Source organism: Intestinimonas massiliensis (ex Afouda et al. 2020) (genome assembly GCF_001244995.1).
Taxonomy (GTDB): domain Bacteria; phylum Bacillota; class Clostridia; order Oscillospirales; family Oscillospiraceae; genus Intestinimonas; species Intestinimonas massiliensis.
On sequence record NZ_LN869529.1, the window covers coordinates 1,855,479 to 1,880,686 of the forward strand.

Consider the following 25,208-nt stretch of genomic DNA (forward strand, 5'->3'; position numbering starts at 1 on the left):
GCAAGTACAAGACTGGACTTTTGTCCGGTTTTGTGGTAATATAAGAGCAGAAAACGCGGGAGAAAGTTTGGCCTTGCCAAACTTTCTCCCGCGTTTTTATTCAGATCATGGGGGGCACCGCCGGTCTGGGCAGAGACCCCCGGGGCCGCTCCCGCTGGGTCCGGAGGGGACTGGGAGAGGGTTCCAGTCCCCTCCGGCGGGCGCGCAGATGGACGGTCAGGGTGACACCGCCGCTGATGAGGAGGAAGGCGTAAAAGCTGATGCCCCGGGAGACCAGGACCGCCGGCGTCACCAGGGCGGGACCGAAGAAGTGGGTAAAGGCCGTCAGGGCCACCCCCTCGGAGGCCCCCACCGCCCCCGGCAGAGGCAGGGAGCCCACCGCCAGATTCACCAGGGCCTGGGTGCCCACGATCTGGAGGAAGGATGCCTCCCGAAGGCCGAAGCCCCGGTACACCAGATAGGGCACGGCATACAAGGCGGTGAGCTGGAGGGCGGTCAGCGCCAGCAGGGCGGGCAGCAGGGGCAGATTGCGCTTCAGGCACTCCGCCCCCCGGCGGTATTCCGCCATCTGCCGCTCCAGCTTCTCCCGCAGCTCGGCCTCCCGGCGGACCAGCCGCAGCCGCACCAGCAGACCCAGCACGCCCCCCGTCAGCCGCGCGGCGGCGTTGGGGAGGAACATCATGCAAAGCATCCCGGCGGTGAGGACCGCCAGCACCGCGCCGCCGTACAGCAGGAGCAGCCCCACCCCTGTCCCCAGGCCCTGGTGGGTCCGGGACAGGCCGAAGAAGGCCGCCGCCGCGTAGAGCAGGGTCACCACCTGGTAGCACACGGCGATGAGCATCATGTTGAGCGAGCCGTGGGCGGCGGGCACCCCGTCCTTGGACATATAGTAGATCTGGGCGGGCTGTCCCCCGGTGGAGGAAGGGGTGATGGAGCTGACATAGAAACCGGCGAAGGAGTAGCCCAGGCATTGGCGGTAGGTGACCTTATGGCCCAGCCGGCCCAGGATCAGGCGGGAGCACATGGCCTCGCAGCCCACGAAGGCCGTCATCAGCCCCAGGCCGCCGGGCACACACCAGATCCTGACCTGCCGCAGCGCCGCCCCGAGGCTGGACAGGGGCTGGCGGCTGAGGAGGAACCAGGCGGTGCCCCCGATGAGGGCTAGCATCAGCAACAGGCTCAGCCGGCTTTTCCGGTCATTCACGCGCATACCCCCTCGGACTGAATCAGCGCGGAGAGCCGGCGGGCCAGAGCGTCACCCTCCAGCCGGCCCTTCAGCGCGCGCATATTGCGGCTCATGCGTTCCAGCGCCCGGTCGTCGTACAGCAGCCGCTTGATGGCCTCGATGCAGGCCTCCGGCTCCTTGGATGCCGTCCGGCCGATCTGATACCGGGTGATGAACCGGGCGTTGTTGATCTCCTGCTGCAAAAAAGGCTCCCAGGCCAGGATGGGCAGCTCGGAGGTGATGGTCTCAAACAGGGTGATGCCGCCGGGCTTGGACAGCAGCAGGTCGGCCCGGGCCATGTACTCGTACACCTTGTCGGTAAAGCCCAGCACCTCGATGTGCCCGTATCTGCCGTGGAGCCGGTCGTATAGCTTCTGGTTGCCCCCGGTGATGAGGGTCGTCCGGACGCCAGGCAGGGCGTCCAGCGCCTCGTAAAAGCTGTCCTTTCGGGGCAGCAGGCCCAGGCCGCCGCCCATAATGAGCAGCCGCCGCTCCCGCTCGCCGCCCCGCCGGGGCGGGGCCTGGAACTCCGGCTTCACCGGGATGCCGGTGACCAGAATTCTCTCCGGCTCCACGCCCTTTTCCACCAGGGCGTCCCGGATGTCGGGGGCCCCCACCAGGTAGCAGTCGGTGCCCTCGTTGAGCCACTCCGAGTGGGAGGTCAGGTCGGTGACGCAGGTGACCAGGGGCACCGCCGCGCCGGTCTCCCGCTTGTAGTCGGCCATCAGTTGGGCGCAGGTGGGGTGGGTGCACACCACCGCGTCGGGCCGCCGCTGGGCCAGCAGCTCCAGCAGCTTGTCTTGAAAGTAGCTCTCAAAGGGCGGCTTGGTCTTAATGGTGATGTTCTCCGTACATTTATAATAGGTGTTGTAAAGGCCGCTGCCCAGGGTCACCAGCAGGGAAAACCCCTTATACAGCGCGTCGGATGCGTCGGGCATGGCATAGGCAAAAAAGTCCTCCACCTCCACCCGCGCGTCGGGGAAGGCGCGCAGCAGACGCTGCCGCAGGGACTGGGAGGCAGACCAATGTCCCATGCCGAATTTTCCCGTCAGGATCAGAATGTTCATGGCTGTTCCCCCTTTCTATGTTATCCAGTATATCGGCCTTTTCTTTAGAAAATCGGGGGGCAATCCTTAACATTGCATTAAGATTTCTGTGCAGCCCGCTTCAGACCCTCTGAAAGCCATCCACCGGCTCCGGCCCGCACACCGCCGCCCGCCAGCCAGGGCCGCCGAAACTCTGGAACCCCAGGCCGTCCAGCCCGGCGGACATCCCCGGCTCCAGCAGCGGCACCCGCAGATGCTCCGGCCGCCGGTCCAGGCCCCGGCCGTCCTGCTTGGCCAGGGCCTCCTTCAGGGTCCACAGGGTGTAGAAATCCTCCCAGCGGCTTCCCCGCCCCCGGAACCAGGCCAGCTCCTGCGCCGACAGCGCCCGCAGCAGGGCCTCCCGCCGGGGCCGCACCGCCTCCACGTCCGCCCCCACCGGGCCGTCCCCCAGCGCGCACAGGGCCCAGGGCCCGCTGTGACTCAGGCTGAAGCAGAGCTCCGGCCGGTCCGGGAAATAGGGCTTTCCCCCGGGCGCCCGCTCCACAGCCGGCATCTGCTCCAGGCCTCGGTCCGCCAGGGCGCGCTCCAGCAGCGCCCAGGCGTCTATTTTTCCGTCCGCCGTGCGGGAGAGATAGAGCCGCAGCACACTGCCGCCCCCTTTCTTCTGATTATGGCTTCCTTTTCCTATATTTAACCCTATTTCCCCGGGAAAAACAACGGTCTGCCGGTATCTTCCCGGTAAATTTTCGGAGAACCCCGCCCATGAGCCGCAGTCTCTCCCGGCCCAGCCTGGAATGGAAGGCCCATCCATTTGCTTTTTAGGTGGGTCATGGGGTAAAATGTTCCTGTACGCCTTAAGCAGTTCTTAATCAATTCCCCTCTTGGGGCTTAAAACTCTGTTGTTATGATACCACATAAGGAGTGAGCGCGTTGTATCACATTCTCATCTGCGACGACGACCGGGATATCGTCTCCGCCCTGGACATCTACCTCACCAGCGAGGGCTACAAGACCTACCACGCCTACGACGGTCTGGAGGCCCTGAAGCTGGTGGAGGAGCACGACATCCACCTGATCCTCATGGACGTGATGATGCCGCGCCTGGACGGCATCCGGGCCACCGCCAAGCTGCGGGAGAGCACAAATATCCCCATCATCCTGCTCACCGCCAAGAGCGAGGACTCCGACAAGGTGCTGGGTCTCAACATCGGGGCGGACGACTATGTCACCAAGCCCTTCAACCCCATCGAGGTCCTGGCCCGGGTCAAGTCTCAGCTCCGGCGGTACACCACCCTGGGTGGCCGCCCGAAGGAGGACGACGCGCTGCTCTTCCGCAACGGCGGCATCGTGCTGGACGACGGGGCCAAGTCGGTGAGCGTGGACGGCGAGCCGGTCAACCTCACCCCCATCGAATACAACATCCTCCTCCTGCTGATGAAAAACCCCGGCCGGGTCTTCTCCACCGGCCAGATCTATGAGCTGGTGTGGAACGATCCCTCTCTGGGCTCGGAAAACACCGTGGCCGTCCACATCCGCCACCTGCGGGAAAAGATCGAGATCGACCCCGCCAACCCCCGGTACGTCAAGGTGGTGTGGGGTCTGGGGTACAAGATGGAAAAGCAATGATTCCTCGCACAAGGGAGTGATCCGATGAACAAAAAGCGCGCCGGTCCCCTGCGCCGCACCCTGCGGGCCCTTCTCTGTCTGGCGGTCACCGCCGCCGCCTTCTGGACCGGTCTGTTCACCATGTCCCGGTGGGACGACCTCTGGTCCGGGGGGGACTATATCAGCAGCTACAGCGTCTACGGCCCCCTGCAGCGCTACTCCCACCAGGCAGAGGAGCTGGAACGGCTGTGCCTGAAGCAGCGGTGGGACGGCGCGCTCAACTACGCCGACCAGCAGCGGCTGGAGCAGTTGAAGAAAAACCTCTCCCCCGCCGCCACCAACTACCGCTTTGAGATCCACGACCAGAGCGGCACGCTGCTCTACTCCAACCTGCCCGACGGAGAGAGCATGGATTCCGCCGCCGCCGTCCAGCTCAGCGAGAATACCCTCACCCAGGGCGAGGATCTGCGCGGCAGCGACTACGTCATCTATGAGTCCGACACGGGCCGCAACATCCTGATGGCCTGCACCGGCGGGACGGAGGACGCCTTCGTCCGCTGCGACCCGGCGGAGACGCCGGGCTGGTACAATCGGTACGGCTGGCTCTCCGACGGGGAGGACTGGCTGGAGTACCACTCCGACCGGGACAGCCGGGTCCAGACCGCCTCCGTCACCCTGCAGGAGGGGGTCCGCTGGCCCTTCACCGTGGAGGACGCCTTCGTGGAGGACGCCCGGGACTATCAGGAATCCCAAACCTACCTGCCCGCCATCGCCGCCGCGGCCGCCGTCACCACGCTGCTTTCGGCGTGGCTGCTCTTCCGTTTCTGCCGGGGGGCCGGCTGGCGCCGGGAGCAGGAGGGACTGTACCTCGACTGGCAGGACCGGGTCCCCTTCGACCTCTATCTGGGAGCCAGCTTCCTCATCCTAATCCTGCTGCTGGGGGCGGGGGACTCGGTGGCCTGGAGCTTCAATCAGGGCTCCGACCGCCCCGCCGCCTATGTGGGGCTGGGCTTCTTCACCGTCCTCATCGACGCGCTGGTCCTGGCCCTGCTCCACACCCTGGCCGTGCGCATCAAGGCCCGGACCCTGCTGCACAACACCCTGATCGGGCGTCTCTGCGCCTGGCTGGGCCGGTTTTTCCAGCCCGTGGCCGCCAACTGGCACGTCACCAGGCGTCCTGTGCTCACCTTTCTGCTCTATGTGCTCATCACCGTGGTCACCATTCCCACCGTAGTGCTGGTGCCGGTGTGGCAGGGCTTCGTGCTGTGGTGCCTGTGCCGCTGGGTCCGCCAGTGGCGTGCCATCCGGGAGGGCACTGGACGCATCGTGGGGGGGGACCCCGACTGCCGCATCAGCACGGACAAAATGTTCCCCGACCTGAAAGAGCACGCCGGGCAGCTCAATGACCTGGGCAGCGCCATCAACACCGCCGTGGACGAACGCATGAAGTCGGAGCGGTTCAAGACCGAGCTCATCACCAACGTCTCCCACGATCTTAAAACTCCCCTTACCTCTATCATCAACTACGTGGACCTGCTGAAAAAGGAGGACATCCCCAACCCCAAGGCCCAGGAGTATATCGAGGTGCTAGAGCGCAAGAGCCAGCGGCTCAAGAAGCTCACCGAAGACCTGGTGGAGGCCTCCAAGGCGTCCGCGGGGACCCTGTCGGTGGTCCGGGAAAGGCTGGGCTTTACCCAACTCCTGGACCAGGCGCTGGGGGAGTACGAAGAGAAGTTCCGGGCCGCCGGCCTCACCCCCATCCTCACCAGTCCCGACCACGAGCTCTGCGTGGAGGCCGATGGGCGGCATCTGTGGCGGGTCATCGACAACCTGCTGGGCAACTGCTGCAAGTACGCCATGCCGGGCACTCGGGTCTATCTGGATGTGAAAGCCTGGGACGGCAGCGTCGCTCTGTCGGTGAAGAATATCTCCAGGAATCCTCTCAACATCCCGCCGGACCAGCTCATGGAGCGGTTCGTCCGGGGCGACGTCTCCCGGACCACCGAGGGCTCCGGCCTGGGGCTGTCCATTGCCCGCAGTCTCACCGAGCTCCAGGGCGGCGCCTTCCGCCTGGATATCGACGGGGACCTGTTCAAGGCCGTGGTGACCTTCCCCGAGTACCGAGAGTCTCTCCCCCAGCCCGGGGCAGAGTAGCGAAAGGACTGCGCCGCAGAGCATTGTGGAGGGGGGCAGGCTGATTTTTCAGCCTGCCCCCCTTTCCTTTTACCAGCAGCCAACCCTGAACCGCCGCCAAAGGCAGGGCCGTCTGCCGTTCCCTCCAAAAATTACAATGCAAAAACGAGAGGTCTTACAGCTTTTCAAAGGCTGTAAGACCTCTCGTTTTGGTGCGCGAGGCGGGACTTGAACCCGCACGTGCGTAATGCACACTAGAACCTGAATCTAGCGAGTCTGCCAATTCCACCACTCGCGCACACCGCTGCGCCCTGTTCAGCGCGAAAATTATAATACCATGTGCTTATCCGGATGTCAATACCTTCTTCGACTTTTTTGCAAAAAAGAAAATGGGGAGCGGCAGGGCATCCAGAAAAAATCAGGTTGACAAAAAGAGAAGAGGCCGCTATAATAATCAGGCAGTCTTTTTCTAACAGGCTGTTTATGCGGCTGTGCTGGAACTGGTAGACAGGCACGTTTGAGGGGCGTGTGTTTCACGACGTACGGGTTCAAGTCCCGTCAGCCGCACCATCAGCAGGACCCTGGAAGCCTTGTGTTTGCAAGGTTTTCGGGGTCTTTTCGTTTTGTCGTTCCTATATGCTTTCTCCCAGCCTCTAAATAATGTCTACGGAATAAACCGCCAAGCGGTCGATTCGTGTGGCCACTGCCGCATAATTTGATCGGAAGGCAGGCGCCAATGGTGTCTCCGCGGATGATCTGCCAATCCAGGTAAAACAACGCACGCCTCCAATCCCGGGGGATACAAAATTAAGCTGTATGAAACGCCTCCGGTGTGATATAGTAGACCCACACAAGGAAATCCTGTATCACATCGGAGGTATTTTTATGTACGACATCATCATTGTGGGCGCGGGGCCGGCCGGCCTAACGGCCGCGCTCTATGCCCGGAGGGCGGGCCACACCGTCCTCATCCTGGAGGGAGGCGTCCCCGGCGGCCAGGCCGCCACTACTCCCAACGTGGAAAACTGGCCGGGCACACCCGCCATCGGCGGAGCCGACTTCGCCATGAACCTGTACCAGCAGGTCCAGGACCTGGGGGCGGAGGTCGCCTTCGCCGCCGTCACCGGCCTGCGGGACGAAGGAGCGGTCAAGACAGTGCTGGCCGGGGAGCAAGCCTTTCAGGGCCGGGCGGTCATCCTGGCCAACGGCGTCCGCCGCCGGAAGCTGGACGTTCCCGGCGAGGCGCGGCTGGCGGGCAGCGGCGTTTCCTACTGTGCCACCTGCGACGGCGGCTTTTTCCGGGGCCGGAATGTAGCCGTGATCGGCGGCGGCAACACCGCGCTGGAGGACGCCGTCTATCTCTCCGCTCTCTGTCCCACGGTATGGCTCATCCACCGCCGGAACCAGTTCCGGGCGGAACGGCACCTCATCGACGCTTTGGCGGGCAAGGACAATATCAAGTTTCTGATGGAGCACCGGGTGCTGGAGATTCGGGGCGATCACCAGGTGGAGGCCTTACGCCTGGTCGGGCCAGAGGGTGAGACTACCCTGCCGGTGGCGGGGGTATTCGCCGCCGTGGGCCTCATTCCCGACAACGCCCCCTTCTCCCCTCCGGTGGAGCTGGACCAGGGCGGCTATATCCGTTCTGGCGAGGACTGCGCCACCAACGTGCCCGGCGTGTTCGCCGCCGGGGATACCCGCACCAAGGACCTGCGGCAGTTGGTCACCGCCGCCGCCGACGGGGCCGCCGCCGCCAGCCGGGCGGGGCAGTACCTGGGCCTCCGGTAACCCAAAAATGCGGGGCCCTCAACACCTTGAGGGCCCCGCATTTTTCCCTTCATTCGCCCCGGACTAGGGCCTCTCCCGCGGTGTAGATGTCTCCGGCCCCCACGGTGAGAATCAGGTCTCCGGGCCGGGCCAGCTCCCGCAGCCGGGCGGTCACCTCGGGCAGCGTGGCATAATATTCCGCGCCGGGGATCTGCTCCGCCAGGTCCCGGGAGGAGATGCCGATGTCGTTGGTCTCCCGGGCGGCAAAGATCTCCGCCAGGAGGGTCACGTCCGGCTTTTTCAGCACCTCCGCAAAGTCGTCGAACAGGGCGGCGGTGCGGGTATAGGTGTGGGGCTGGAAGGCGCAGATCACCCGCTCGTACCCCAGGGTGCGGGCGGTATCCAGCAGGGCCTTCAGCTCGCCGGGGTGGTGGGCGTAGTCGTCAAAGACCTCCGCCCCATGGAAGCTGCCCTTGTGCTCCAGGCGGCGGCCCGCCCCCCGAAAGGCGTTCAGCCCCTCCTCCACCGCCCGGGCGGGGACCCCCAGGGCGATGGACGCGGCGGCGGCGGCCAGGGCGTTTTTCACATTGTGAACCCCCGGCACCCGCAGGGATACATGGGCAAAGGTCTCCCCCCGGTACACCACGTCGAAGGCGGGCAGGCCCCTTTCCCAGATCAGACCTGCCGCGTGGACGTCCCCCGCCTCCAGGCCAAAGGTGGTGACGGGGCGGCTCTCCCCCTCCAGGGTGCGCATGGTGTTGGCGTCGTCCCGGTTGGCGATGATGCGCCCGCCCTCGGGCACCCGGTCGGCAAAGCGCCGGAAGGAGTGCTCCACATCCTCCAGATCCTTGAAAAAGTCCAGGTGGTCCGCCTCGATGTTCAGGATGACCGCCACCGTGGGGAAGAAGGACAAAAAGGAGTTGCAGTACTCGCAGGACTCCAGGATGATGGTCTCCCCCCGACCCACCCGGTGTCCCGCCCCCAGCAGGGGCAGAGTGCCTCCGATCATCACCGTGGGGTCCAGTCCGGCGGCCATGATGATGTGGGTGCACATGGAGGTGGTGGTAGTCTTTCCGTGGGTGCCCGAGATGCACAGGGCGTTGCGATAGTGCTTCATGATGGAGCCCCAGGCCTGGGCCCGCTCAAAGACGGGGATGCCCGCCTCCCGGGCGGCGGCGATCTCGGGGTTGACGTCGTGGACGGCGGCGGTGCGGATGACCAGCTCGGCCCCCGCCACGTTCTCCGCCCGGTGGCCTACGGTGACGTGGATACCCAAGGAGCGCAGATGCTCCACTGTGGCGCTGTCGTGCATATCGGAGCCGGTGATGACCATGCCCGCACCGTGGAGGACTTCCGCCAGCGGGGACATGGATACGCCGCCGACGCCCACCAGGTGGGCCCGGCGGCCGGGCTTGATGTAATCGTCAATGTTCAAAACCGTCATGGGGTTTACACACCCTTTGTTTGAGATTATAATGCAGGGGAAATCAAAATATTATATCTCCATTATAGACGTTAGGCAAGTAAAAGATACCAGCGAGAGGGGGAAAACGGGATGGACCTGCCCAACTGGCCGGCCCCGGTGGCGGCGTGCTGCGGCACGCTGCGCCGGGCGGGGTATGAGGCCTGCCCGGTGGGGGGGTGCGTCCGGGACCTGTTGCTGGGCCGCGCCCCCGGCGACTGGGACATCGCCACCTCCGCCCGGCCCGAGGCCGTGACGGCCCTGTTTGAACGCACCGTGCCCACCGGCCTGAAGCACGGCACCGTCACGGTGCTGCTGGGCGGCATGGCCCTGGAGGTCACCACCTTCCGCGGGGAAAGCGGCTACTCCGACGGGCGGCACCCGGACCGCGTCACCTTTGGCGTGGGGCTCCGGGAGGACCTGGCCCGCCGGGATTTCACCATCAACGCCATGGCCCTGGCCCCGGACGGATCGGTGCTCGACCCCTTCGACGGCCGGGCCGACCTGGCCCGCCGCCTCATCCGCTGTGTGGGAGAGCCGGAGCGCCGCTTTACCGAGGACGCCCTGCGGATGCTGCGGGCGGTGCGCTTCGCCGCCCAGCTCGGTTTTTCCCTGGAGGCGCGGACTGCCGCCGCCCTGGCCTCCTGTGCCCCCCTGCTGGAGCGGGTCTCCGGCGAACGCATCCGCGCCGAGCTGGAGAAGACCCTCCTCTCTCCCCACCCTAGTCTGGCCGCCCTGCCGGTGGAGCTGGGAATGCTGGTGCGCTTCGGGGCCCCCGCCCGGCAGGTGGAGCTGTCGGCTCTGGCGGCCCTGCCCGCCACGCCCGCCCACCGTTGGGGCGCCTTCTGTGCCGCCACGGGGCTGGACATTACCCGGCTGCCGGTGGAGCGGGCTCTGCGCCGGGCGGTACTCCATCCGGAGGACCGGGAGCTGGCCGCCCTGGCCGTCACCGGCCGGGACCTGTACGACCTGGGCCTGCGGGGCGGGGACATCGGCCGGACCCGCTGGGCCCTGCTGGAGCACGTGCGGGCCCATCCGGGGGACAACCAGCGGGAGTTCCTGCTCTCCTTGGCAAAAGAACGGACCTGACCGACGTCAGGTCCGTTCTTTTGCCGCCGTTTTCTGGAAAAACCCGGTAAAAAGCTGATAGTCCTCCTCCATTTTAGGCAACAATCGATAGGAATAGTTGTGCAATACCCAGTCGATCACCACGCCCCGGAAGTGCCGGTAGCAGAAGTCGGCCACCCACTCCGGGCTGCGTCCCGAGGCCAGGATGCCCTCCCGCTGGGCCTGGCGGAAGCACTCTACCATGGCTCGCAGCGTGTACCGGGAAGAATCCATGGACTGCGTAGTGGGGTCGGTGATCCGGCGCACATAGTAGCGCCCCGTCAGCTCGCCGCCCTCCTCCTCCATGAACCGGGCATAGGCCGACAGGATGTGCCCCAGGCGCTCCGCCGGCTCGTCCGCCTCATGGCCGCGGAGGGCCGCCTCCATATAGTCATCCAGGGGGGCAAAGCCCTTGTTGAGCAGGGATTCCTTGGAGGGGAAGTGGTGGTAAAAGGCCCCGGTGGTGATACCCGCCTGCTTGCAGATGTCCCGGATGGACACCTTGTCAAAGCCCCGTTCCCGCATGAGGGTCAGAGCCGCCTGGAGAATGTTCCGCTCGGTCTGGCGGGCCTGGGCCTGGCGCCGTTGTGCATAGCTCATGTTTTTTCCTTTCCGGGCGGTTGACATTCGCCCCTCCATGCCCTATAATTACATAACAATGTTATGTGACTATTATAAGACAAGGGCTTTCCCCTGTCAAGAGATGGAGAAGTGATGCTCGTATGGCTCCCCGCAAAATCGCGCTGCTGACCGATTCCTGCGCCGATCTCTCCCCCCAGTTGGCGGAGGAAAACCACATCCATGTGGTGCCCCTGCACATCCGCTGCGCCGATGGGGAATACCGGGACGGAGTGGACATCCACCCCGCCGACATCTACGCCAGGCTCCGCTCCGGCGAGCTGCCCAAGACCTCTCTCCCCGCCGGGGAGGACATCACCGGCGCCTTCGACCGCATCGCCGCGGAGGGGTACGACGGGGTCATCGCCGTCATGCTCTCCAGCGGCCTGTCCGGCACCTATAATATGACCCGGCTGCTGGCCGAGGAGCGCCGCGATCTGGAAATCAAGGTCTACGACTCGGTGAGCGGGGCCCTGGGTATGGGCATGACCCTGCTCCAGCTTGCCGAGGACCTGCGCTCCGGCGCCTCCTGGCGGGAGCTGACCCACAGACGGGTGCCCTATCTCATCCAGAGCACCTTTCCCTTCTTCTCGGTGGACACCCTGGAGTACCTGCTCAAGGGCGGTCGCATCGGCAAGGTCACCGCCATGGCGGGCACCATGCTCCAGATCAAGCCCCTCATCACCTTCGCCCCCGACGGGCAGCTCCAGTCCATCGCCAAGGTCCGAGGGCGCAGACAGGTTCAGGATAAGCTCATCGACCTGGTGGTCAAATCCTGCGGCAGCCACAAAAAGTACAACCTGGCCGTGGCCAACGGCGGGGCCCCTGAGGAGATGGCCCAGCTCAAGGAGAAGCTGAAGGCCGCCCTGCCCCACTACGACCACGTGTGGGAGGGCGAGATCGACGGCACCCTCAGCGTCTACATCGGCTCCGGCGTGCTGGGCGCCGCGGTACAGGTACTGGACTGAATGGCCCAAAGCGCGGTGCGGCCTTCCGCCCGCAATCGCTGGCACCAGGGAACCCCCATGGTAAACCGCACATCGCCCGCGGACCGCGGGTGAGATGTTCCGGAATTTTTCCTTCCGGCGCAAAAACCCCGGAGCGGACGGCGGTCCGCTCCGGGGTTTTCTTCGTCTTTCAGGTCCGTCCGCCGTACTCACTCTACCCGGACGGCGCTGACCGTGAGCGCGCCGTCCCGGCAGTCCACGGCCAGGGTGTCGCCCTGCTCCACCTCGCCGGCAATGATCTTCCGGCTGATGAGGGTCTCCACCGTGTGCTGGAGATACCGGCGCAGGGGCCGGGCGCCGTAAATGGGATCGTAGGCGCTGTCGATGATGTGCTCCTTGGCCCGGTCGGTCAGGTTCACGGTGAGCTGCTTGTCGCTCAGACGCCGGTTCAGCTCGGCCGCCATCAGGTCGATGATGTGGGTGACGTTGTCCTTGGTCAGGGGCTTGTAGAACACGATCTCGTCCAGCCGGTTCAGGAACTCTGGCCGGAAGGACCGCTTGAGCAGCTCGCTGACCTGGTTCCGGGCCTCCTCGGTGATCGCGCCGTCGGGCCCGATGCCGTCCAGCAGGAACTGGGAGCCCAGGTTGGAGGTCAGGATGATGATGGTGTTTTTGAAGTCCACCGTCCGGCCCTGGCTGTCGGTAATGCGGCCGTCGTCCAGGACCTGGAGCAGGATGTTGAACACGTCGGGGTGGGCCTTCTCCACCTCGTCGAAGAGGACCACGCAGTAGGGATGGCGGCGCACGGCCTCGGTGAGCTGGCCGCCCTCCTCATAGCCCACGTATCCGGGAGGGGCGCCGATCAGACGGGACACGGAGAATTTCTCCATGTACTCGGACATGTCGATGCGCACCAGATTCTTCTCACTGTCGAACAGGGCCTCGGCCAGGGTCTTAGCCAGCTCGGTCTTGCCCACGCCGGTGGGGCCCAGGAACAGGAAGGAGCCGATGGGCCGGTCAGGGTCCGCGATGCCGGCCCGGGAGCGCAGGATGGACTCGGCCACCAGGCGCACGGCCTCGTCCTGACCCACCACCCGCTGGTGGAGGATATCCTCCAGGTGGAGCAGCTTCTCCCGCTCGCCCTCCATAAGCCGGCTCACCGGGATGCCGGTCCACCGCTCGATGATGCGGGCGATCTCCTCCTCGGTGACCTTGTCCCGCAGCAGGGAGCGCTCCTTGCCCGCCTGGGCGATCTGCTCCTCGGCCTCCAGTTCCTTTTTCAGCTCCGGGATGCGGCCGTACTGCAGCTCGGCGGCCTTGTTCAGGTCGTACTCCCGCTGGGCCTTCTCCAGATCGGCGTTGGCCTGCTCCAGCTCCTCCCGGAGCTTCTGGACCTTGCCAATGGCGTTTTTCTCGTTCTCCCACTGGGCCTTTTTGGCGTTAAACTCGTCCCGCAGCTCGGCCAGCTCCTTCTGGAGCTCGGCCAGGTGCTCCCGGGACAGGGCGTCGTCCTCCTTCTTGAGGGCGGCCTCCTCGATCTGGAGCTGGATGATCTTCCGCTGGATGACGTCCAGCTCGGTGGGCATGGAGTCGATCTCGGTGCGGATCATGGCGCAGGCCTCGTCCACCAGGTCGATGGCCTTGTCGGGCAGGAAGCGGTCGGTGATATAGCGGTTGGACAGGGTGGCGGCGGCGATGATGGCCCCGTCGGTGATCTTCACACCGTGGAACACCTCGTAGCGCTCCTTTAAGCCCCGGAGGATGGCCACGGTGTCCTCCACCGTGGGCTCGCTGACCATGACGGGCTGGAACCGCCGCTCCAGAGCGGCGTCCTTTTCGATATACTGGCGGTACTCGTTGAGGGGGGGGGCGCCGATGCAGTGGAGCTCGCCCCGGGCCAGCATGGGCTTGAGGAGATTGCCCGCGTCCATGGCGCCCTCGGTCTTGCCGGCGCCCACGATGGTGTGCAGCTCGTCGATGAAGAGAAGAATCCGCCCCTCGGACTTCCTGACCTCACTCAGCACGGCCTTCAGCCGCTCCTCGAATTCGCCGCGGTATTTGGCCCCGGCGACGAGGGAGCCCATATCCAGGGCGAAGATGGTCTTGTCCTTCAGGCTTGCGGGCACGTCCCCCTTGACGATCCGCTGGGCCAGGCCCTCGGCGATGGCGGTCTTGCCCACGCCGGGCTCGCCGATGAGCACGGGGTTGTTCTTGGACTTCCGGCTCAGGATGCGGATGACGTTTCGGATCTCGTCGTCCCGGCCGATGACCGGGTCCAGCTTGTTCTGCCGGGCCCGCTCCACCAGGTCGGAGCCATACTTCTTCAGGGCGTCGTAGGTCTCCTCCGGGTTGTCGGAGGTCACCCTCTGGTTGCCCCGGACGGCGGTGAGGGCCTTCAGCACCCCCTCCCGGGTGATGTTGTAGGTGCGGTACAGGTCCTTCAGGGAGGAGTTGGCGGTATCCAGCAGGGCCAGGAACAGGTGCTCTACCGACACGTACTCGTCCTTCATGGACCCGGCGATGGACTCAGCGGTGCTGAGGGCCTTGTCCACATCCGGGGCAATGTAGATTTTTCCCGCCTCCCGGCCGCCCACGCTCACCCGGGGGAGCTTCTCCACCTCAGCCCGGACGGCGGCCTCAAAGCTGGGCACCGTCAGGCCCAGATTACCCAGAAGCTGGGGGATCAGGCCGTTTTCCTGCTTCAGCAGGGCGTAGAGCAGATGGGCCTGCTCGATCTGCTGGTTGCCGTACTCCTGCGCGATGGTCTGGGCGGACTGGACGGCCTCCAGGGATTTCTGTGTAAATTGATTCAGATTCATAGGTCTGTACGCTCCTTTCGTGGGGCGAAAAATTTGGGATAAAAAATGGGGCGCCGGCCGCGGGCCGGCGCCCCACGCTCTGGGGAACGGACTGTCAACGCTGGGGGGTTACTCAATGGCGATCCTGCGGGTCTCCGGCACGGCGGGGACGGTCTTGGGCAGGTTCAGGGTCAGGATGCCGTTGCTGTAGGCGGCGGTGATGCCGTTTTCGTCGATGCCCGTGACGTCGAAGCTGCGGCGGAAAGAGCCGTACCGGCGCTCCCGGCGGATATACTGGCCTTTCTCGTCCTTGTCCTCCTTCTCCTCCTTGTGCTGGGCGGAGATGGTCAGGATGCCGTCCTTCACATCCAGGGAGATGTCCTCCTTGTCAAAGCCGGGCAGCTCGGCTTCTAAAACGAACTTGTCGTCCGCATCCTTGATGTCGGTGCGGAAGGCGGGAAGATTGGCGCTGCTGTTGCCGAAGAACTTACGCTCAAAGTTGTCGAACACATCAAAGAAATTGTCCTCGTGACGCTCAAACGGAACCATACCAAACATAATGGAAAACTCCTTTCACAATACAAAAGACGATGTTAGCAATCAAATGATTCTTGTGCTAAAACCTGACGTTTTTCATGGCGACCATCCTCTTTCCGGGAATCAAACCCGCCTCCGGGCCATTCCCTTCTCTTTATTTCTGAGCTTAGTATAGTGTGATTCTGTGAACAAATATACAATAAATTATGTCCAGATTGTAAACTTAGCACTCTATACGTAAGAGTGCTAAGTTCGGATTACCTCTTTTCTTTTTTGCTTTGCCGTGCTACAATGTGGTCAATCTTTTCAGGACACGGAGGTCACAGCAATGAGCAATCTGCCGCAGGACCTGGTGCAGATGGGCACCAAACGAAACATCATGCGGGAAATCCGGGAATATGGACTGCTCCGCGCCCGGGAGGTCGGGGCGGAGAACGTGCTGGATTTCTCTCTGGGCAATCCCTCCGTGGCCCCTCCGGCCCAGGTGAACGACACCATCCGGGCCATCCTGGACTCGCCCGAGGGGGCCTCCATCCACGGCTATACCACCGCCCAGGGCGATTGGTCCGTCCGGCAGGCCCTGGCGGACTCCCTGTCCCGCCGCTTCGGCGGGAGCTACGGGCCCGGCGACCTGTACCTGACGGTGGGGGCGGCGGCGGCTCTGTGCTGCTGCTTCCGGGCCCTGGCCTGCCCCGGCGACGAGTTCGTCCTCTTCGCCCCCTTCTTCACCGAATATACCTACTTCGTCTCCGGCAACGGCGGCAAGCCGGTGGTGGTCCCCCCGGACTACGCCACCTTCCAGCCCGACCTGACCGCCTTCGAGTCCGCCGTCGGCCCCCGTACCAAGGGCGTGGTGGTCAACTCCCCCAACAACCCCTCCGGCGTGGTCTACTCCGCCGACACCCTCCGGGCCATCGCCGCCATCCTCCGGCGCAAGGCCGCCGCTTACGGCCACCCCATCTACCTCATCTCCGACGAGCCCTACCGGGAGATCGTCTTTGCCGGCTTCTCCGCCCCCTGGCTGCCCGATTTCTACGACGACACTCTGGTGTGCTATTCCTATTCCAAGTCCCTATCCCTGCCCGGTGAGCGCATCGGCTATATCCTGGTCCCCCCCGCCGCCGCGGAGCACGACGCGCTCTATGCCGCCGTCTGCGGGGCCGGCCGGGTGCTGGGCTACGTCAACGCCCCCAGCCTGTTCCAGCGGGTGGCCGCCGCCTGCGACGGGCTCACCGCCGACCTCACCGTCTACCAGACCAACCGGGACCTGCTCTACCACGGCCTGACCGGCATGGGCTACACCTGCATGGAGCCCGGCGGCACCTTCTACCTGCTGCTCCAGTCTCCCGAGCCCGACGCCGCCGCCTTCTGCCAGCGGGCCCGGGAGTACGACCTGCTCTTCCCCCCCACCGACGACTTCGCCTGCCCCGGCTGGTGCCGCATCGCCTTCTGCACCTCCACCAAAACGGTCCAAAGGGCCCTACCCGTCTTTGAACGGCTGGCCAAGGAATACGGACTGTCATAAAATAAGAAAAACAGAGCCGGACAGCAAGCTGTCCGGCTCTGTTCCTCCGTCTCAGGCGGTTTTCAGGCTCAGTCCGCTGCGGCGCAGCGCCGCCCGCAGGGCGATGCACAGGGGCGGGGCGGCGATGATGGCCACCGCGGCGTTGAAGATGGAGGCGGGGAACTTCAGAGGCAGGGCGGCCAGGGCCACCATGGGCTGGAGCCCCTCCACCAGGACGCCGTCGTAGGCCACGCTCTTGAAGAAGTAGAGGATGTAGTAGGCCACGCAACCCAGCACGGCCCCCAGCAGGCATCTGGGGTAGGCCAGCTTCTCGTCGTTGACATACCGGGCCACCACCAGGCCCGCCACCGTACCCATCAGACCCTTGGTGAGAAGGGTGATCCAGCACTCGGCGGCGTAGAGGGGGTTGGTTAGGTCATAGAGGGCGGAGCCCAGGCCGGAGGCCAAGCCGCCGATGGGGCCCAGCAGCAGGCCCGACAGGCAGCAGACGATGTTGGCCAGGGTGAAGGAGGTCCGGCCTCCGATGGCGATGGGCATGATGATGCGGGCATAGTTGCTGGCAAAGACCAACGCGGTCATCATCCCCAGGAAGGCCAGCTTCCGGGTGGTAAAACGCTGTTTCATAATGCACACTCCCTTGATCGTTTGGTTGCGTTTCTCTCTGCATGTTCCGTGGAAAGAAACCCGGTTGGGTTTCTTCATCGGACCTCATTATAGCAGAAACTGACTATAGTTCAAATGCCAGATTCAGAAAATTTGATAAGGTCAGTTTGGGCCATAGTGGACAGGACCGGCGGGGTGTGCTACAATAAAAACAATATGAATCGCTGACCGGGAGGGGGCGCGGAGAGCAATGGAACTGCAAAGGCTGAAAAAGATCGTGACGGCGGCGCTGATCACCTGGTCCTTTCTGGCCGTAGGCCTGTCAGCGGCTTGGTCTCTGGGGACTCCGGCGGTCCAAACCCTCCGCATCCCCGTCGAGAGCCTCTATTTGGAAGTGGGGGACACGGTGCATCTCCCGGTGGAGGGGACCACCGTCGACGGCAGTCCCGCCTCCGCCAAGGCTCTGGAGCAGCTAGAGCTGTGCTGGCATGCCGACTTCGACGACGGCGTCGCCGTGATTCACGCCACCGGGGCGCTGCACGCCTGCCGCCCCGGCCTGGGGAATGTGTGGGTGGAGAGCCGGGACGGGAGGCTCTCCGCCCGGCCCATTACGGTATACATTCAATAAAAAGAGACGGGGGAGGGCCGATGGCCCTCCCCCGTTTCAGGCTGTCGAAAAAACCTCCTGGAGAAGAGCCTCGCAGAGTTCCGTCGTCCGCAGACGGCGGAAGGAAAGGAAGCTCCGTCATTTTCGGCGACATGCGCGTCGGAAATGACACCTCTCATGACGGACAGGGCGACTTTTCTGCAAGAATCGAGTCCTGTCCGTCATGCATCTCTCTGTCGAAAAAGGCCAAAGGCCTTTTTCGACAAGCTGAGACGGGGGAGGGCCGATGGTCCTCCCCCGTTTTTTGTATCCGCTCAGTACCGGCCCATGTCGGCGGAACGGCCCTCCGTAACATCGGTCCCGAACTCGTAGTCCTTTCCAGGGAGGACGGCGTTGAGGGCGATGCCCGCAATGGCGGCGATGGCCAGCGCGGTCAGAGTGATGTGGGCCTCGCCCACCGCAAAGGTAATGCCGCCGGAGAAGCCCAGACCGCATACCAGGATGACGGCAGCGATGATCAGGTTGCGGGAGTTGGTAAAGTCCACCCGGTTCTCCACCACATTGCGCACGCCGATGGCGGAGATCATGCCGTACAGGATGAAGGACACGCCGCCGATGATGGCGGTGGGGATGGAGTTGACCAGGGCGGCAAAGGCGGGGGAGAAGGACAGCACCACGGCATAGAGCGCCGCCAGCCGGACCACCTTGGGGTCGTAGACCCGGGAGAGGACCAGCACGCCGGTGTTCTCGCCGTAGGTGGTGTTGGCCGGGCCGCCGAACAGGCCGGCCAGGGAGGTGGCGATGCCGTCGCCGATGAGGGTGCGGTGGAGGCCGGGATTCTCGATGAAATTTTCGCCCACGGTGGCGGAGATGGCGGACATGTCCCCGATATGCTCCATCATGGCGGCGATGGCGATGGGGGCCATGACCAGGATGGCGGTCAGGTCAAATTTGGCCACGCTGCCGCTGAATTCGGTGACAAAGGGCTGGAAGCCCAGGAGCTGGGCCTTGGTCACGGCGGAGAAGTCCATGAGGGGGACCAGCTCGCCGGCGGCGTTGACGGCGGTGGCGCCCATGGCGTTGGCGGCGAGGGCCACCAGGTAGGGGATCACCACGCCCAGCAGGATGGGGATGATCTTGATCATGCCCCTGCCCCAGATGTTGGCGACCACGATGACGGCGATGGACAGAATGGCCAGCCACCAGCAGGAGGAGGCGTTGGTGACGGCAGAGGGGGCCAGGGACAGGCCGATGAGGATGATCATGGGCCCGGTGACCACCGGCGGCAGGAAGCGCATGACCTTTTTGACGCCCACAGCCTTGATGACGGCGGCCAGCACCACATACAGCAGGCCGGCCACCACGATACCGCCGCAGGCATACTGGAGCTTCTCGCCCGCCTCCATAGCGGCGTACCGCCCGGCGTCCAGCTTGGCCATGGCCTGGAAGCCGCCCAGGTAGGCAAAGGAGGACCCCAGGAAAGCGGGGACCTTCAGCTTGGTACAGACATGGAAGAACAAGGTGCCGATCCCGGCGAAAAACAGGGTGGTCTGGATGGACAGAGGCAGGCCGTAGCTCTGGACCAGGATGGGGACCAGCACGGTGGCGCCGAACATGGCGAACATGTGCTGCAGGCCCAGGATCAGCATCTTGGGCAGGCCGAGCTGCCGGGCGTCGCGGATGGGTTCATTGGTGTTCATGTCGTCTCTCCTTCTCTCTTCTCTCTTGCGTCTGGCCCGCATTTGGGCAAAAAAAAGACAATCACCACGTGATTGTCAACAAAAACAAGGAGAAAGGGAGGAATCCGCCTCCCGCAGCAGTCGGTCGTTCGTCAGCAGCCCGAACACAAGCATCCTCTCCTTCCCCACATTTCGTTTTATGATACCAGAACCCACAGCCCAATGCAAGAGGGAATTTTTCTTTTTTGTGCTTTTGGCTCCGGGCCCTCCAGGCCGCACAAAAGGGGCCGTCCCCAGTTCCCTCCGGCTTGGCGGTTGTGTTGATTGACTTTTTTTCCGAGACTGGGTAGACTATAGGTAATTTTTATTCATTTTTATCCACTCTGTTTTGCAGGAAAGGACGGATCTGCCTTGAAACAGCCCTTTGTCACTCCGGATCAGCTCCGGGCCATCACCGCCCGCTACCCCACCCCCTTCCACCTCTACGACGAGAAGGGCATCCGGGAAACCGCCCGGAAGCTGCAGGCGGCCTTTGCCTGGACCCCCGGCTTCCGGGAGTATTTTGCCGTCAAGGCCCCCCCCCCCCCCGCCATTTTGAAGCTCCTCCGGGAGGAGGGCTGCGGCGTCGACTGCTCCTCCCTCACCGAGCTGATGCTCTCCGACCGCTGCGGGTTCACCGGCGGGGAGATCATGTTCTCCTCCAACGAGACTCCGGCGGAGGAGTTCCAACTGGCCGCCAAGCTGGGGGCCACCATCAACCTGGACGACTTCACTCTCATCGACGGCCTCCAGGACGCCATCGGCTATATCCCCGAAACCATCTCCTGCCGGTTCAACCCCGGCGGCGTATTCCAGTTGGGCGCCTCCAAGGAGGGCTTCCAGGTTATGGACACCCCCGGCGACTCCAAGTACGGCTTCACCCGGGAGCAGCTCTTCGAAGGCTTCCGGAAGCTGAAGGCCATGGGGGCCAAGCGCTTCGGCATCCACGCCTTTTTGGCCTCCAACACCCTGTCCAACGACTACTACCCCGCCCTGGCGGGCATTCTCTTTCAGCTCGCCGTGGACCTGGAGCGGGAGACCGGAGCCGACGTGGCTTTCATCAACCTGTCCGGCGGCGTAGGCATTCCCTACCGCCCCGACCAGCCGGAAAACGACATCATGGCCATCGGCGCGGGGGTGCGGGACCAGTACGAGTCCATCCTGGTCCCCGCCGGGATGGGAGACGTGGCCATTTTCACCGAGCTGGGCCGCTATCTGCTGGGCCCCAACGGCTGTCTGGTCACCACCGCCATCCGCGAAAAGCACACCTATAAGGAGTATATCGGCGTGGACGCCTGCGCCGCCAACCTGATGCGCCCAGCCATGTACGGCGCCTATCACCACATCACCGTCATGGGCAAGGAGGACGCCCCCTGCGACCACAAGTACGACGTGGTGGGCTCCCTGTGCGAGAACAACGACAAATTTGCCATTGACCGGCTGCTGCCCCGGATCGACCGGGGGGACCTGCTGGTCCTCCACGACACCGGCGCCCATGGCTTCTCCATGGGCTACAACTACAACGGCAAGCTGCGCTCCGCTGAGCTGCTCCTCCAGGCGGACGGCGGCGTCCGGCTCATCCGCCGGGCCGAGACCCCGGAGGATTACTTTGCCACCATGGTCTTTGACTGACCGCCGCAGGCCCTCCGGCTGCGCTGCTCCGGAGCCCTCTTCCCCCGAAGGGCAGCGCCGCCCGCCGCCATAAGAAATGAAGCCTCCTTTCAAAAGAAAGGAGGCTCTTTCCTTTCTTGTGCGTTTCCTCCATACCGCCCGGCCGCCCGGGCGGAAAACCATGTGCTTTGTGACAAGAATTGCAATTTCATCTAAATTCGATTGCAAAACCTTGCCCGACCGCATATAATAAAATTATCAAATTAAAATTGGGATAAGGCGCCAGCAGGGGCCGCCAGGCTGTGGGGCGGGCGGTTTTGTCCGTTCCCTTTTGTTGGTAACGTGTCTGGCTTTTGAATGAAAGGAAGGATGCAGAAAGTGTCAGAATGCAATTTCAAGAAGGTCTTGGTTGCAAACCGCGGCGAGATCGCCATCCGGGTGTTCCGGGCCTGCTACGACCTGGGGCTCCACACGGTGGCCATGTACTCCAACGAGGACACCTACGCCCTGTTCCGCACCAAGGCGGACGAAGCCTATCTGATCGGTGAGAACAAGTCTCCCCTGGGGGCCTATCTGGACATCCCCGCCATCCTCGACCTGGCCAGGCGCCGGGGCGTGGACGCCATCCACCCCGGGTACGGCTTCCTGTCCGAGAACGCTGACTTTGCCCGGGCCTGCGAGGCGGCGGGGATCAACTTTGTCGGCCCCCCCTCCCACATCCTGGCCCAGATGGGCGACAAGCTGGCCGCCAAGGCCACGGCCATCGCCTGCAATGTGCCCACCATCCCCGGCTCTACCGAGCCCCTGAAGGACGCCGACGACGCGGTGGCCCGGGCAGTGAGCTATGGCTTCCCCATCATCCTCAAGGCTGCCGCCGGCGGCGGCGGGCGCGGCATGCGCCGCTGCGACAACGAGGAGGAGGTCCGCCTCCAGTTCCAGCTCGTCAAGAATGAGGCCAAAAAGGCCTTCGGCAACGAGGACATCTTCATCGAGAAGTTCCTGGTGGAGCCCAAGCACATCGAGGTCCAGATCCTGGCCGACCAGCACGGCAACGTCTATCACCTGGGGGAGCGGGACTGCTCCCTCCAGCGCCGCTACCAGAAGGTGGTGGAGTTCGCCCCCGCCTGGAGCGTCCCCAAGGATACCATTGAACGGCTGCGGGCCGACGCGGTGAAGATCGCCCGCCACGTGGGCTACATCAACGCCGGCACCGTGGAGTTTCTGGTGGACCGGAACGGCAGCCACTACTTCATTGAGATGAACCCCCGGATTCAGGTGGAGCACACCGTCACCGAGATGGTCACCGGCATCGACCTGGTCCGGGCCCAGATCCTCATCGCCGAGGGCCTGCCCATGTCCGACCCCCGCATCGGCCTGACCTGCCAGGAGGACCTGCACATCAACGGCTACGCCATCCAGTGCCGGGTGACCACCGAGGACCCGCGGAATAACTTCGCTCCCGACACCGGCAAGATCACCGCCTACCGCTCCGGCGGCGGCTTCGGCGTGCGGCTGGACGGCGGCAACGCCTATGCCGGCGCGGTCGTCTCCCCCTACTATGACTCGCTGCTGGTTAAAGTCACCGCCTGGGACAACACCTTTCAGGGGGCCTGCCGCCGGGCAACCCGCGCCATCAGCGAGGAGCACGTCCGGGGCGTCAAGACCAACATTCCCTTTGTCACCAACATCCTCACCCACCCCACCTTTCACGCCGGCAAGTGCCACACCAAGTTCATCGACGACACGCCGGAGCTCTTCGACATCGACACCGGCCGGGACCGCGCCACCAAGGTCCTGAAATACATCGCGGAGATCCAGGTCCAGAACCCCTCCGCCGAGCGCAGGCAGCTGGACGTCCCCCGGTTCCCGCCCTATGAGAACACCCCGCCCAAGTGCACGGGCCTCAAGCAGGTGCTGGACCAGGGCGGCCCCGAGGCCGTCAAGCAGTGGGTGCTGGACCAGAAGAAGCTGCTGGTCACCGACACCACCATGCGCGACGCCCACCAGTCGCTGCTGTCCACCCGGATGCGTACCCGGGACCTGGTGAAGGGGGCCGAGGGCACCGCCGAGATTCTCAACGACTGCTTCTCCCTGGAAATGTGGGGCGGCGCCACCTTCGACGTGGCCTACCGCTTCCTCCACGAGTCTCCCTGGGAACGGCTGGACCTGCTGCGGGCCAAGATCCCCAACATCCCCTTCCAGATGCTCCTGCGGGGCGCCAACGCCGTGGGCTACACCAACTACCCCGACAACCTGATCCGGGAATTTGTCAAGGAGTCCGCCGTCTCCGGCATCGACGTGTTCCGGGTCTTTGACTCGCTGAACTGGCTTCCCGGCATGGAGGTTGCCATGGACGAGGTCCTCAAGCAGAACAAGCTGCTGGAGGCCACCATCTGCTATACCGGCGACGTGCTGGACCCCAAGCGGGACAAATACACCCTGGACTACTACGTCCGGATGGCCAAGGAGCTGGAGAAGCGGGGGGCCCATCTGCTGTGCATCAAGGACATGTCCGGTCTGCTGAAGCCATACGCCGCCAAAAAGCTGGTGACGGCCCTCAAGCAGGAGGTGGGCCTGCCCATCCACCTGCACACCCACGACACCTCCGGCAACCAGGTGGCCGCCCTGCTGATGGCCGCCGAGGCCGGGGTGGACATCGTGGACGCCGCCATCGACTCCATGGCCTCCATGACCAGCCAGCCCTCTCTCAACGCCGTGGTCACCGCCCTGAAGGGTCAGGACCGCGACACCGGCCTGGACCCCGACAAGCTGCAAAAGCTGTCCGACTACTGGGCCGACGTGCGCCTGCGCTACGCCGCCTTTGAGGCGGGCATCAAGAACCCCTCCACCGACATCTACCGCTATGAGATGCCTGGCGGCCAGTACACCAACCTGAAAAGCCAGGTGGAGAGCCTGGGCCTGGGCCACCAGTTTGAGGACGTCAAGGAGATGTACAAGGCGGTCAACGACATGCTGGGGGACATCGTCAAGGTGACGCCGTCCTCCAAGATGGTGGGCGACCTGGCCATCTTCATGGTGCAGAACGGCCTGACCCCGGACAACATCGTGGAAAAGGGCGCCGCCCTCACCTTCCCCGACTCGGTGGTAAGCTACTTCAAGGGCATGATGGGCCAGCCCGCCTGGGGCTTCCCCGAGGACCTGCAGAAGGTGGTTCTCAAGGGCGAGGCGCCCATCACCTGCCGCCCGGGCGAGCTGCTGCCCCCGGTGGACTTCGAGGCCGTGGAGAAGAAGATGCGCGCCTTCATGGGCGACGACCGGATCAACCGCCGGGCCATGGTGTCCTACTGCCTGTACCCCAAGGTGTACGAGGAATACCGCAAGCACCGCAAGGAGTACGGCTACATCATGCGCATGGGCTCCCATGTGTTCTTCAACGGCATGGCTCTGGGCGAAACCAACAAGATCAACATTGAGGACGGCAAGACCCTGGTCATCAAATACCTGGGCCTGGGCGATCTGAACGAGGACGGCACCCGCAACGTCCAGTTCGAGCTCAACGGCATGCGCCGTGAGATCGCCGTGCCCGACCCCCACGCCGACGTGCAGACCCACACCGTAGCGCTGGCCGACCCGGAGGATAAGAGCCAGGTGGGCGCCTCCATCCCCGGTATGGTGTCCAAGGTCAGCGTCCAGCCCGGCGACGCCGTGGAGGAAAATCAGGTCATCGCCGTCATCGAGGCCATGAAGATGGAGACCTCGGTGGTGGCGCGTATGGCCGGCGTCATCGACCAGGTGCTGGTCAGGGAGGGCTCGTCCGTCAAGGCCGGCGAGCTGCTCATGACCATCAAGGTAAAGTAAGAACGGCTTGCCCAGCGCATATGCAAAGCCCCCTGCTCGATCCTGGGATCGAGCAGGGGGCTTTTTGCCCGCAGGGCCCC

General features: G+C 64.1%; 18 protein-coding genes and 2 tRNA genes. 10 read left to right on the forward strand and 10 right to left on the reverse strand.

Annotated features, from left to right (window positions below; genetic code table 11):
• Window positions 1-100: 100 nt before the first annotated feature.
• The 3 genes from BN2154_RS12925 to BN2154_RS12935 form a co-directional block, all read right to left on the reverse strand.
• Window positions 101-1,204 (reverse strand): lysylphosphatidylglycerol synthase transmembrane domain-containing protein, encoded by a 1,104-nt coding sequence (locus tag BN2154_RS12925; protein ID WP_050619170.1) that lies wholly within the window; start codon window positions 1,202-1,204, stop codon window positions 101-103.
• Window positions 1,201-2,292, reverse strand: a complete 1,092-nt coding sequence (locus BN2154_RS12930) for an MGDG synthase family glycosyltransferase (protein ID WP_050619171.1) — start codon at window positions 2,290-2,292, stop codon at window positions 1,201-1,203. Before BN2154_RS12930 ends, BN2154_RS12925 begins: the two co-directional genes overlap by 4 nt.
• A gap of 100 nt (window positions 2,293-2,392) precedes the next feature.
• Window positions 2,393-2,917 (reverse strand): 4'-phosphopantetheinyl transferase family protein, encoded by a 525-nt coding sequence (locus BN2154_RS12935; RefSeq protein ID WP_050619172.1) that lies wholly within the window; start codon window positions 2,915-2,917, stop codon window positions 2,393-2,395.
• A 284-nt stretch (window positions 2,918-3,201) separates the two neighbouring features.
• Between BN2154_RS12935 and BN2154_RS12940 the strand changes: the two genes are divergently transcribed.
• Together BN2154_RS12940 and BN2154_RS12945 are read left to right on the forward strand one after the other, a co-directional pair.
• Window positions 3,202-3,897 (forward strand): response regulator transcription factor, encoded by a 696-nt coding sequence (locus BN2154_RS12940; RefSeq protein WP_050619173.1) that lies wholly within the window; start codon window positions 3,202-3,204, stop codon window positions 3,895-3,897.
• A gap of 24 nt (window positions 3,898-3,921) precedes the next feature.
• A complete protein-coding gene (locus tag BN2154_RS12945) occupies window positions 3,922-6,030 on the forward strand; it encodes a sensor histidine kinase (protein ID WP_050619174.1) in 2,109 nt (702 codons plus the stop codon).
• Window positions 6,031-6,219: 189 nt separating this feature from the next.
• Here the strand turns inward: BN2154_RS12945 and BN2154_RS12950 are convergent.
• A tRNA-Leu gene (locus BN2154_RS12950) sits at window positions 6,220-6,307 on the reverse strand.
• Window positions 6,308-6,494: 187 nt separating this feature from the next.
• Here BN2154_RS12950 and BN2154_RS12955 point away from each other — a divergent pair.
• Window positions 6,495-6,579 (forward strand) — tRNA-Leu (locus tag BN2154_RS12955).
• A 315-nt stretch (window positions 6,580-6,894) separates the two neighbouring features.
• Window positions 6,895-7,797, forward strand: coding sequence for an NAD(P)/FAD-dependent oxidoreductase (locus BN2154_RS12960; protein ID WP_050619175.1), 903 nt, complete (start codon window positions 6,895-6,897; stop codon window positions 7,795-7,797).
• A 49-nt stretch (window positions 7,798-7,846) separates the two neighbouring features.
• Here the strand turns inward: BN2154_RS12960 and murC are convergent, their stop codons facing one another.
• Window positions 7,847-9,220, reverse strand: coding sequence for a UDP-N-acetylmuramate--L-alanine ligase (gene murC, locus BN2154_RS12965; protein ID WP_050619176.1), 1,374 nt, complete (start codon window positions 9,218-9,220; stop codon window positions 7,847-7,849).
• A gap of 111 nt (window positions 9,221-9,331) precedes the next feature.
• Between murC and BN2154_RS16580 the strand changes: the two genes are divergently transcribed.
• Window positions 9,332-10,327, forward strand: coding sequence for a tRNA nucleotidyltransferase/poly(A) polymerase-related protein (locus BN2154_RS16580; RefSeq protein ID WP_050619177.1), 996 nt, complete (start codon window positions 9,332-9,334; stop codon window positions 10,325-10,327).
• Window positions 10,328-10,333: 6 nt separating this feature from the next.
• On the opposite strand, the gene BN2154_RS12975 is transcribed toward BN2154_RS16580, so the two are convergent.
• Entirely contained in the window at window positions 10,334-10,945 is a 612-nt protein-coding gene (locus BN2154_RS12975) for a TetR/AcrR family transcriptional regulator (RefSeq protein ID WP_050619640.1), read from the reverse strand.
• Window positions 10,946-11,067: 122 nt separating this feature from the next.
• Here BN2154_RS12975 and BN2154_RS12980 point away from each other — a divergent pair, with 122 nt between their 5' ends.
• The gene (locus BN2154_RS12980; RefSeq protein WP_050619178.1) at window positions 11,068-11,931 is read left to right on the forward strand and encodes a DegV family protein; all 864 of its coding nucleotides are present in this window, start codon (window positions 11,068-11,070) and stop codon (window positions 11,929-11,931) included.
• 188 nt (window positions 11,932-12,119) lie between these two features.
• Here BN2154_RS12980 and clpB read toward each other — a convergent pair whose 3' ends face one another.
• Window positions 12,120-14,729, reverse strand: coding sequence for an ATP-dependent chaperone ClpB (gene clpB, locus BN2154_RS12985; RefSeq protein WP_050619179.1), 2,610 nt, complete (start codon window positions 14,727-14,729; stop codon window positions 12,120-12,122).
• A 108-nt stretch (window positions 14,730-14,837) separates the two neighbouring features.
• The gene (locus BN2154_RS12990) at window positions 14,838-15,266 is read right to left on the reverse strand and encodes an Hsp20/alpha crystallin family protein (protein ID WP_050619180.1); all 429 of its coding nucleotides are present in this window, start codon (window positions 15,264-15,266) and stop codon (window positions 14,838-14,840) included.
• A gap of 307 nt (window positions 15,267-15,573) precedes the next feature.
• Between BN2154_RS12990 and BN2154_RS12995 the strand changes: the two genes are divergently transcribed.
• Entirely contained in the window at window positions 15,574-16,770 is a 1,197-nt protein-coding gene (locus BN2154_RS12995) for a pyridoxal phosphate-dependent aminotransferase (protein ID WP_050619181.1), read from the forward strand.
• 51 nt (window positions 16,771-16,821) lie between these two features.
• On the opposite strand, the gene BN2154_RS13000 is transcribed toward BN2154_RS12995, so the two are convergent.
• Window positions 16,822-17,394, reverse strand: a complete 573-nt coding sequence (locus BN2154_RS13000; protein WP_050619182.1) for an ECF transporter S component — start codon at window positions 17,392-17,394, stop codon at window positions 16,822-16,824.
• 229 nt (window positions 17,395-17,623) lie between these two features.
• Between BN2154_RS13000 and BN2154_RS13005 the strand changes: the two genes are divergently transcribed.
• Window positions 17,624-18,001: a hypothetical protein gene (locus BN2154_RS13005; protein ID WP_050619183.1), complete on the forward strand. Its 378-nt coding sequence runs from the start codon at window positions 17,624-17,626 to the stop codon at window positions 17,999-18,001.
• A 293-nt stretch (window positions 18,002-18,294) separates the two neighbouring features.
• Here BN2154_RS13005 and BN2154_RS13010 read toward each other — a convergent pair whose 3' ends face one another.
• Window positions 18,295-19,680, reverse strand: coding sequence for a uracil-xanthine permease family protein (locus BN2154_RS13010; RefSeq protein WP_050619184.1), 1,386 nt, complete (start codon window positions 19,678-19,680; stop codon window positions 18,295-18,297).
• Window positions 19,681-20,070: 390 nt separating this feature from the next.
• On the opposite strand from BN2154_RS13010, the gene BN2154_RS13015 reads away from it, so the two are divergent.
• Both BN2154_RS13015 and BN2154_RS13020 read left to right on the forward strand, forming a co-directional pair.
• The gene (locus BN2154_RS13015; protein ID WP_094762511.1) at window positions 20,071-21,330 is read left to right on the forward strand and encodes a diaminopimelate decarboxylase; all 1,260 of its coding nucleotides are present in this window, start codon (window positions 20,071-20,073) and stop codon (window positions 21,328-21,330) included.
• Between the two features lie 357 nt (window positions 21,331-21,687).
• Window positions 21,688-25,128 (forward strand): pyruvate carboxylase, encoded by a 3,441-nt coding sequence (locus BN2154_RS13020; RefSeq protein WP_094762583.1) that lies wholly within the window; start codon window positions 21,688-21,690, stop codon window positions 25,126-25,128.
• Window positions 25,129-25,208: the final 80 nt, after the last annotated feature.

Excerpts from the sequence above, each read along its gene's own strand:
- BN2154_RS12930 (WP_050619171.1), bottom strand. The coding sequence starts at position 2,292 with ATGAACATTCTGATCCTGACGGGAAAATTCGGCATGGGACATTGGTCT.
- BN2154_RS12945 (WP_050619174.1), top strand. The coding sequence starts at position 3,922 with ATGAACAAAAAGCGCGCCGGTCCCCTGCGCCGCACCCTGCGGGCCCTT.
- BN2154_RS12960 (WP_050619175.1), top strand. The coding sequence starts at position 6,895 with ATGTACGACATCATCATTGTGGGCGCGGGGCCGGCCGGCCTAACGGCC.
- murC (WP_050619176.1), bottom strand. The coding sequence starts at position 9,220 with ATGACGGTTTTGAACATTGACGATTACATCAAGCCCGGCCGCCGGGCC.
- BN2154_RS16580 (WP_050619177.1), top strand. The coding sequence starts at position 9,332 with ATGGACCTGCCCAACTGGCCGGCCCCGGTGGCGGCGTGCTGCGGCACG.
- BN2154_RS12975 (WP_050619640.1), bottom strand. The coding sequence starts at position 10,945 with ATGAGCTATGCACAACGGCGCCAGGCCCAGGCCCGCCAGACCGAGCGG.
- BN2154_RS12980 (WP_050619178.1), top strand. The coding sequence starts at position 11,068 with ATGGCTCCCCGCAAAATCGCGCTGCTGACCGATTCCTGCGCCGATCTC.
- clpB (WP_050619179.1), bottom strand. The coding sequence starts at position 14,729 with ATGAATCTGAATCAATTTACACAGAAATCCCTGGAGGCCGTCCAGTCC.
- BN2154_RS12990 (WP_050619180.1), bottom strand. The coding sequence starts at position 15,266 with ATGTTTGGTATGGTTCCGTTTGAGCGTCACGAGGACAATTTCTTTGAT.
- BN2154_RS12995 (WP_050619181.1), top strand. The coding sequence starts at position 15,574 with ATGAGCAATCTGCCGCAGGACCTGGTGCAGATGGGCACCAAACGAAAC.
- BN2154_RS13000 (WP_050619182.1), bottom strand. The coding sequence starts at position 17,394 with ATGAAACAGCGTTTTACCACCCGGAAGCTGGCCTTCCTGGGGATGATG.
- BN2154_RS13005 (WP_050619183.1), top strand. The coding sequence starts at position 17,624 with ATGGAACTGCAAAGGCTGAAAAAGATCGTGACGGCGGCGCTGATCACC.
- BN2154_RS13010 (WP_050619184.1), bottom strand. The coding sequence starts at position 19,680 with ATGAACACCAATGAACCCATCCGCGACGCCCGGCAGCTCGGCCTGCCC.